Annotated in this window: 8 protein-coding genes; 2 read left to right on the top strand and 6 right to left on the bottom strand. The window is 69.6% G+C overall.

Going from position 1 to position 5887, the window contains the following annotated elements; all coding sequences use genetic code 11:
• From ACLN58_RS16630 to coaD, 6 genes are all read right to left on the bottom strand, one after another.
• Nucleotides 1-646 (bottom strand): chromosome segregation SMC family protein (locus ACLN58_RS16630; protein ID WP_415856364.1); only part of this gene is annotated, 646 nt, incomplete at its 3' end.
• Nucleotides 647-742: 96 nt separating this feature from the next.
• Nucleotides 743-1735, bottom strand: coding sequence for a bifunctional DNA-formamidopyrimidine glycosylase/DNA-(apurinic or apyrimidinic site) lyase (gene mutM / locus ACLN58_RS16625; RefSeq protein WP_415856363.1), 993 nt, complete (start codon nt 1733-1735; stop codon nt 743-745).
• 3 nt (nt 1736-1738) lie between these two features.
• The gene (gene rnc, locus ACLN58_RS16620) at nt 1739-2461 is read right to left on the bottom strand and encodes a ribonuclease III (protein ID WP_415856362.1); all 723 of its coding nucleotides are present in this window, start codon (nt 2459-2461) and stop codon (nt 1739-1741) included.
• A gap of 20 nt (nt 2462-2481) precedes the next feature.
• Nucleotides 2482-2685 (bottom strand): 50S ribosomal protein L32, encoded by a 204-nt coding sequence (gene rpmF, locus ACLN58_RS16615; protein ID WP_415856361.1) that lies wholly within the window; start codon nt 2683-2685, stop codon nt 2482-2484.
• A 29-nt stretch (nt 2686-2714) separates the two neighbouring features.
• Nucleotides 2715-3245, bottom strand: a complete 531-nt coding sequence (locus ACLN58_RS16610; RefSeq protein WP_415856360.1) for a YceD family protein — start codon at nt 3243-3245, stop codon at nt 2715-2717.
• A 140-nt stretch (nt 3246-3385) separates the two neighbouring features.
• The gene (coaD, locus tag ACLN58_RS16605; protein WP_415856359.1) at nt 3386-3874 is read right to left on the bottom strand and encodes a pantetheine-phosphate adenylyltransferase; all 489 of its coding nucleotides are present in this window, start codon (nt 3872-3874) and stop codon (nt 3386-3388) included.
• A gap of 133 nt (nt 3875-4007) precedes the next feature.
• Here coaD and ACLN58_RS16600 point away from each other — a divergent pair, with 133 nt between their 5' ends.
• Together ACLN58_RS16600 and ACLN58_RS16595 are read left to right on the top strand one after the other, a co-directional pair.
• Nucleotides 4008-5120 carry an aminotransferase class I/II-fold pyridoxal phosphate-dependent enzyme gene (locus ACLN58_RS16600; RefSeq protein ID WP_415856365.1) on the top strand — a complete coding sequence of 371 codons (1113 nt, stop codon included), beginning with the start codon at nt 4008-4010 and terminating at the stop codon, nt 5118-5120.
• Nucleotides 5117-5887: spermidine synthase (locus ACLN58_RS16595; protein ID WP_415856358.1), on the top strand; the 771-nt coding region annotated here is incomplete at its 3' end. The genes ACLN58_RS16600 and ACLN58_RS16595, both read left to right, overlap by 4 nt.

Here is a 5887-nt window from a genome sequence, read left to right as displayed (position 1 = left end):
GGGCCCTCCGCGCCACCTGCGCCTGCCGGCCGAGCGGGCCGAGCTGCCGGCGGATCTCCCCCGTGAGGTCCGCGAGGCGCTGGAGGTTGCCCTGCATCGCGTCGAGCTTCCGGACGGTTCGCTCCTTGCGGCGCCGGTGCTTGAGGATCCCCGCGGCCTCCTCGATGAAGCCGCGACGGTCCTCGGGGGTCGCGTGCAGGATCCGGTCGAGCTGGCCCTGGCCCACGATCACGTGCATCTCGCGGCCCAGGCCCGAATCGCTCAGGAGCTCCTGGATGTCGAGGAGCCGGCACGAATCCCCGTTGATCGCGTACTCGGAGCCGCCCGTGCGGAACAGGGTCCGCGAGATCGTGACCTCGCTGTAGTCGATGGGCAGCGCGCCGTCGGCGTTGTCAATCGTGAGGGAGACCTGCGCACGGCCAAGCGGCGCTCGCCCGGCCGTCCCGGCGAAGATGACGTCCTCCATCTTCCCGCCGCGCAGCGTCTTGGCGCCCTGCTCCCCCATGACCCACGCGAGCGCGTCGACCACGTTCGACTTCCCCGAACCGTTGGGGCCGACGACGGCCGTCACGCCTGGCTCGAACTCGAAGGTGGTCGCCGAGGCGAATGACTTGAAGCCTCGGATCGTCAGGGTCTTGAGGTGCAAAGGACCGGGGTTCTCCTGTCACTTTGGGCGGGGCGTGGGTGGCCGGGCGGGCGGTGGTTGTGCGACATTCTGCCACCACGCCCGCGAGAATCCGGGCTACCAGCGGGCGTTGCGTGGAGTCCGCTGGCAGTGCGGGCACCGGTAGGAGGATCGGTTCATGAACGATTCGCGGACCATGATGCTCGTGCGGCCGTCCTCGGCGCATCGCGTGCACGCCTGCCCGGCACGGCCGTAGGCCGATAGGGAACGGTCGAAGTAGCCGGACGCGCCGTTGACGTTGACATAGAGCGAATCGAAGCTCGTGCCGCCGGCGTCGAGCGCGCGCGTCATGACGTCCCGCACCGCGTCAACGAGGCGCAGGGTGTCGGCACGGCGCAGCGTGTCGGTGGCGCGCGCGTAGTGCAGACGCGCGGCCCAGAGCGCCTCGTCGGCGTAGATGTTGCCGATCCCCGAGACGAGCGTCTGGTCGAGCAGCGCGCGTTTGAGGCCCGTGCGGCGGGCGTGCAGCCGCGCGTGGAAGGCCGCGGCGGAGAAGAAGGGGTCGAGCGGATCGCGGGCGATGTGCTTGGCGTCCGCCGCGATGAGCGCGAGGGGCAGCGCCCCATGGCCGCCCGGCCCGCCGTCGTACGTCGGGACGAGAGGCACGACGGCGAGGCCGCCGAAGATGCGCTGGTCCACGAAGCGCAGCTCGTCCGGGAGGCCCGGTGCGGGGGAAAGGGTCAGGCGCACCTTGAGATGCTTCTCGTCCGGCTGGCTGGGGTCCTCGACGAGAAGCTGTCCGCTCATGCCGAGGTGCGCGAGGAGCGCCGTGTGCGGAGGATCCGTGTGCGGGGGCTCGCCGGTGGGTGAGGGGCCAGTGGAGCTGCCGCGGGCGTCCGCGCCGTCTGAAAGCGGAAGCCAGAGGAACTTGCCGCGGCGCACTGCGTCGAGCACCGTGGCGCCCTCGAGCTGCCCCCGGAAGTCCTCGACGCCGAGCAGATGCCTGCGGACGGAACGGGGGTCGAGCACCTCAACGGATTCGATGCGCCGCCCGACGACCCACGTCGCGAGGCCGCGCCGGACGACCTCGACCTCGGGAAGTTCGGGCAAAGCCTACGCCGCTCCGCCGGATTCGTGGGCGGCCCCGGCCGCGGCGGTCTCGGGGCCGAGGATCTTCCACGCGTCCGCGGCGGACTGCTGCTCGGCCTCCTTCTTGGAGTTGCCCTTGCCGGTGCCGTACGCGACACCGCCGATCAGGAGCGTCGCAGTGTAGGTGCGGGCGTGGTCCGGGCCGTCGCCGACCACGGCGTAGTGAATGCCGCCGAGCTGCCGGTTCGCGGCGAGCTCCTGGATGTGCGTCTTCCAATCGGTGCCCGCGCCGAGCACGGCCGCGTCCTCGAGCAGCGGCCCGACGAGCCGCACCACGAGACAGCGCGCGTCCTCGAGTCCGTTCGCGATGTAGGTCGCTCCGATGAGGGCCTCCATGGTGTCCGCGAGGATGGAGGACTTGTTCTTGCCGTTCGTGACCTTCTCGCCGTGGCCGAGGTAGATGCACTCGCCGACGCCGAGCCGCCGCGCGATGCTCGCCAGAGCACGCGTGCTCACCACTGCGGCGCGCCGCTTGGCGAGCTCGCCTTCGGAGAGATCCGGGTAGGTCCGGTAGAGGTGGTCCGTCACGGAGAAGCCGAGGATGGAGTCGCCGAGGAACTCGAGGCGCTCGTTGGTGGGGATGCCGCCGTTCTCATACGCATAGGAGCGATGCGTCAACGCAAGACGAAGCGTCTCGGCGTCGATAACGACGCCGAGACGCTTCATCAGCTCATCGCGAGCAGGCATGGGGCGACCCGACGGTCTGATCAGACGTCGGCGACCTTGCGGCCCTTGTACTCCATGAACAGCGCGGTGCCCGCGGAGTCGGTCACGACCTTCGCCTGGTGCGGAAGGCTGTAGGTCACACGGCCGTTCTCGACCGTCTTGACCAGGTTAGGCGCAGTCGCCTTCCACTGGGACCGGCGGGCGCGGGTGTTCGAGCGGGACATCTTCCGCTTGGGAACTGCCACGGCTAACTCATTTCTCTTGGGGCCAACACTTAGTCTTCTTGGTGCCGGTCGGGCCTGATCAGCTCCGCCAAGGCCGACCATCGCGGGTCCACGACCTCGTGATGGTGGCCAGGCTCGTCTGCGAGGCGGATACCGCACTCGGGGCAAAGCCCCGGGCAGTCCTCCCGGCACACCGGCTGGAACGGCAGCATGGTTACTACTGCGTCCCGCAACACCGGCTCAAGATCGATGGAATCGTGCTCGACTCGACGTTGCTCTTCCTCTTCTTCTCCCTCCGAGGGCTCTGCGCCCTCGTAGGAGAAAAGCTCTTGCACATCGACCTCGAGGCTGTACTCGATAGCATCCAGGCACCGTCCGCACTCGCCACTTACATCGACGTGTGCGGTCCCCGATACCAGGATCCCCTCGTGGACGGACTCAAGCCGCAGATCGAGGTCCACGGGGGACCCCTCCCTGACGCCGATGAGCGCCACACCGAGCTCGCTCGGTGCGGGAACATGCTCTTCAAGTGTCCGCATTGTGCCCGGGCTTCGCCCGAGGTCCTTGACGTCAATCGTCAAGGGCGAACGTCCTTCGCGCTTAATGAGAACTCCTGTGGAACATAGACCGACAAACAATCCTAGCCTGTGCGGCGCCTCAGGCAAAAACGTGGAACACCACTCACCGCCAGCGCGCCCTGCGTACGCCGCGCGTGCGGCGTTCAGGACCCCCTGCGGGGCGTCGTCGCATCAAGCCTAGCGAGAACCGAGCGCGGCACGAACTCCGACACGTCCCCGCCGAGGTCGTGCACCTCCTTGACGAGCGTCGAGGACAGGTGCACATAGTGCGCCTCGGCGGGGAGGAACACGGTCTCGACACCCGAAAGCTGCCGGTTCATGATCGCCATGGGCAGCTCGTAGTCGAAGTCTGAGGACGAGCGCAGGCCCTTGACGATCGCCGACGCGCCGCGCTGACGGCAGTATTCGGCGAGCAACCCCTCCCCCATGGGCTCGACGAGGATCCCGCTGATCGCCCCGAGCGTCCGTCGGGCCATCTCGATCCGCTCCTCGACGGAGAAGCGGTACTTCTTGGCGTAGTTGGTCGACACGGCAACGACCACCTCGTCGAACAGGTTCGCGGCGCGCGCGATGACTTCGAGGTGGCCGTTGTGGATCGGGTCGAAGGAACCGGGGCAGACGGCGCGTCTCATGCTGTCAACATACCCGTTCGCCCCCGTGCCCGCTGGTTAGCATGGGCCAGTGACTTCCCCTTGGCAGCGAACAGCGGCCGGCGCGAACCTGCTCGGCTCCGACGGGCGCCTCGGCGTGACGATCTTCGAGGAGATGACGGGTCTCGCCGTCCGGACCGGGGCCATCAACCTCGGGCAGGGCTTCCCGGACGAGGACGGCCCCGAGGAGATGAAGGACGCCGCGCGCCACGCGATCGCGACCGGCTCCAACCAGTACGCGCCGGGCAAGGGCCTCCCCGTACTCCGGCGCGCGGTCGCGGCGCATCAGTCCCGGTTCTACGGGCTCGAGCCGGACGCCGAGGCCGAGGTGCTCATCACGACCGGCGCGACCGAGGGCATCGCAGCGGCGGTCCTCGCGCTCGCCGAGCCGGGCGACGACGTCATCACGTTCGAGCCGTTCTACGATTCGTATGGCGCGATGATCGCGCTCGCGGGTGCCAACCACGTGACCGTTCCCCTGCACGCACCGCGTTTCCAGCCCGATCCGGACGAGCTCGAGGCCGCGTTCGGCCCGCGGACGCGGCTAGTGATCCTCAACAACCCGCACAATCCCACCGGCGCCGTGTTCGGCCGCGACGTGCTCGAGCGCGTGGTCGAGCTCGCGGAGCGCCACAACGCCGTGATCGTCACGGACGAGGTCTACGAACACCTCGTCTTCGGCGCACCCCACGTTCCGGTCGCGACGATCCCGGGCGCGGCCGAGCGCACGCTCACGATCTCCTCCGCCGGCAAGACGTTCTCCTTCACGGGCTGGAAGATCGGCTGGGTCACGGGCCCCGAGGAGCTCGTGGCGCGCGTCCGCACCGTCAAGCAGTTCACGACGTACAGCTCGGGCACGCCCTTCCAGGAGGCCGTCGCGCTCGGGCTCGGGCTCCCCGACGAGTTCTTCACGGACGCGGCGGCGGCGCTGCGGCGAAAGCGCGACATCCTCGCCGACGGCCTCCGCCGAGCGGGGCTCACGGTGTACCTCCCGGACGGCACCTACTTCATCACCGCCGACACGGCGTCGATCGGCTTCGACGACGCGCTTGACCTCGCGCGGCGCCTCCCCGAGCTCGTGGGCGTCGCGGCGATCCCGGTCTCGGTGTTCTGCCACGACGAGGGCGCGAAGCGCACGCGCTCGCTCCTGCGCTTCGCGTTCTGCAAGCGCGAGGACGTGCTCCACGAGGCGGCGGTCCGGCTCGCGGGCCTCGGCAGGCTCGTGTGAGCAGCGGCCGCGCGGACGACGGCGGGACTCGCCCCGGCGCGAGTCGGTACCTCGCGGGTGTGGGCACCCATGCGACGATCGTCCCGGATGGCCTCGTGCCCGGGGCGTACGTGCTCGCGATCGGCGGCGCCGAGCAGTCCCATGTGGACCTCGCCGCGCCGGAGCACGTCTTCTATGCGTACCTCGCGCGGATCGCGAACGTGCTCGACCTGCTCAAGCCCCCGGGCGAGCCGCTCCGCGTCCTGCACCTCGGCGCGGGGGCGCTCACACTCGCGCGCTACGTCCGGGCGACGCGACCGGGTTCGCCGCAGGTCGCCGTCGAACTCGAGCGGGAACTGCTCGGCTTCGTGCTCGACCAGCTGCCGCTCGCCCCGGGGACCGTCCTTGAGACCCGCATCGGCGACGCGCGCTGGGAGCTCGCGAGCCTCGCGGACCGGGCGCCGTTCGACGCGATCGTCCTCGACGTCTTCTCAGGGCCCGGCGCACCGAGCCATCTCGCACATCGGGACTTCTATGCGGAGGCCGCCGCCCTTCTGACCCCGGGCGGGGCGATGCTCGTGAACATCGGCGACGACCCGCCGTTGACCCTCGTGCGGTCACAGCTCGCGGCCATGCGCACGGTCTTCTCCGAGGTTGCGGCGCTCAGCGAGCCCGACATGTTCGAGGCGAGGTTCCCCGGCAATTTCGTCGCGGTCGGCCTCCTGGCCCCGTGGCCCGCAGAATGGTCCGGCGCCCTCGTCGCGGCCGGGCCGCATCCCACGGCGCTG

Origin of the sequence: Sinomonas sp. G460-2 (genome assembly GCF_047759905.1) — a bacterium.
In the GTDB taxonomy this organism is placed as follows: domain Bacteria; phylum Actinomycetota; class Actinomycetes; order Actinomycetales; family Micrococcaceae; genus Sinomonas.
Note: the sequence above shows the minus strand (reverse complement) of the source record. Positions and strands in the feature narration are given on the sequence as shown.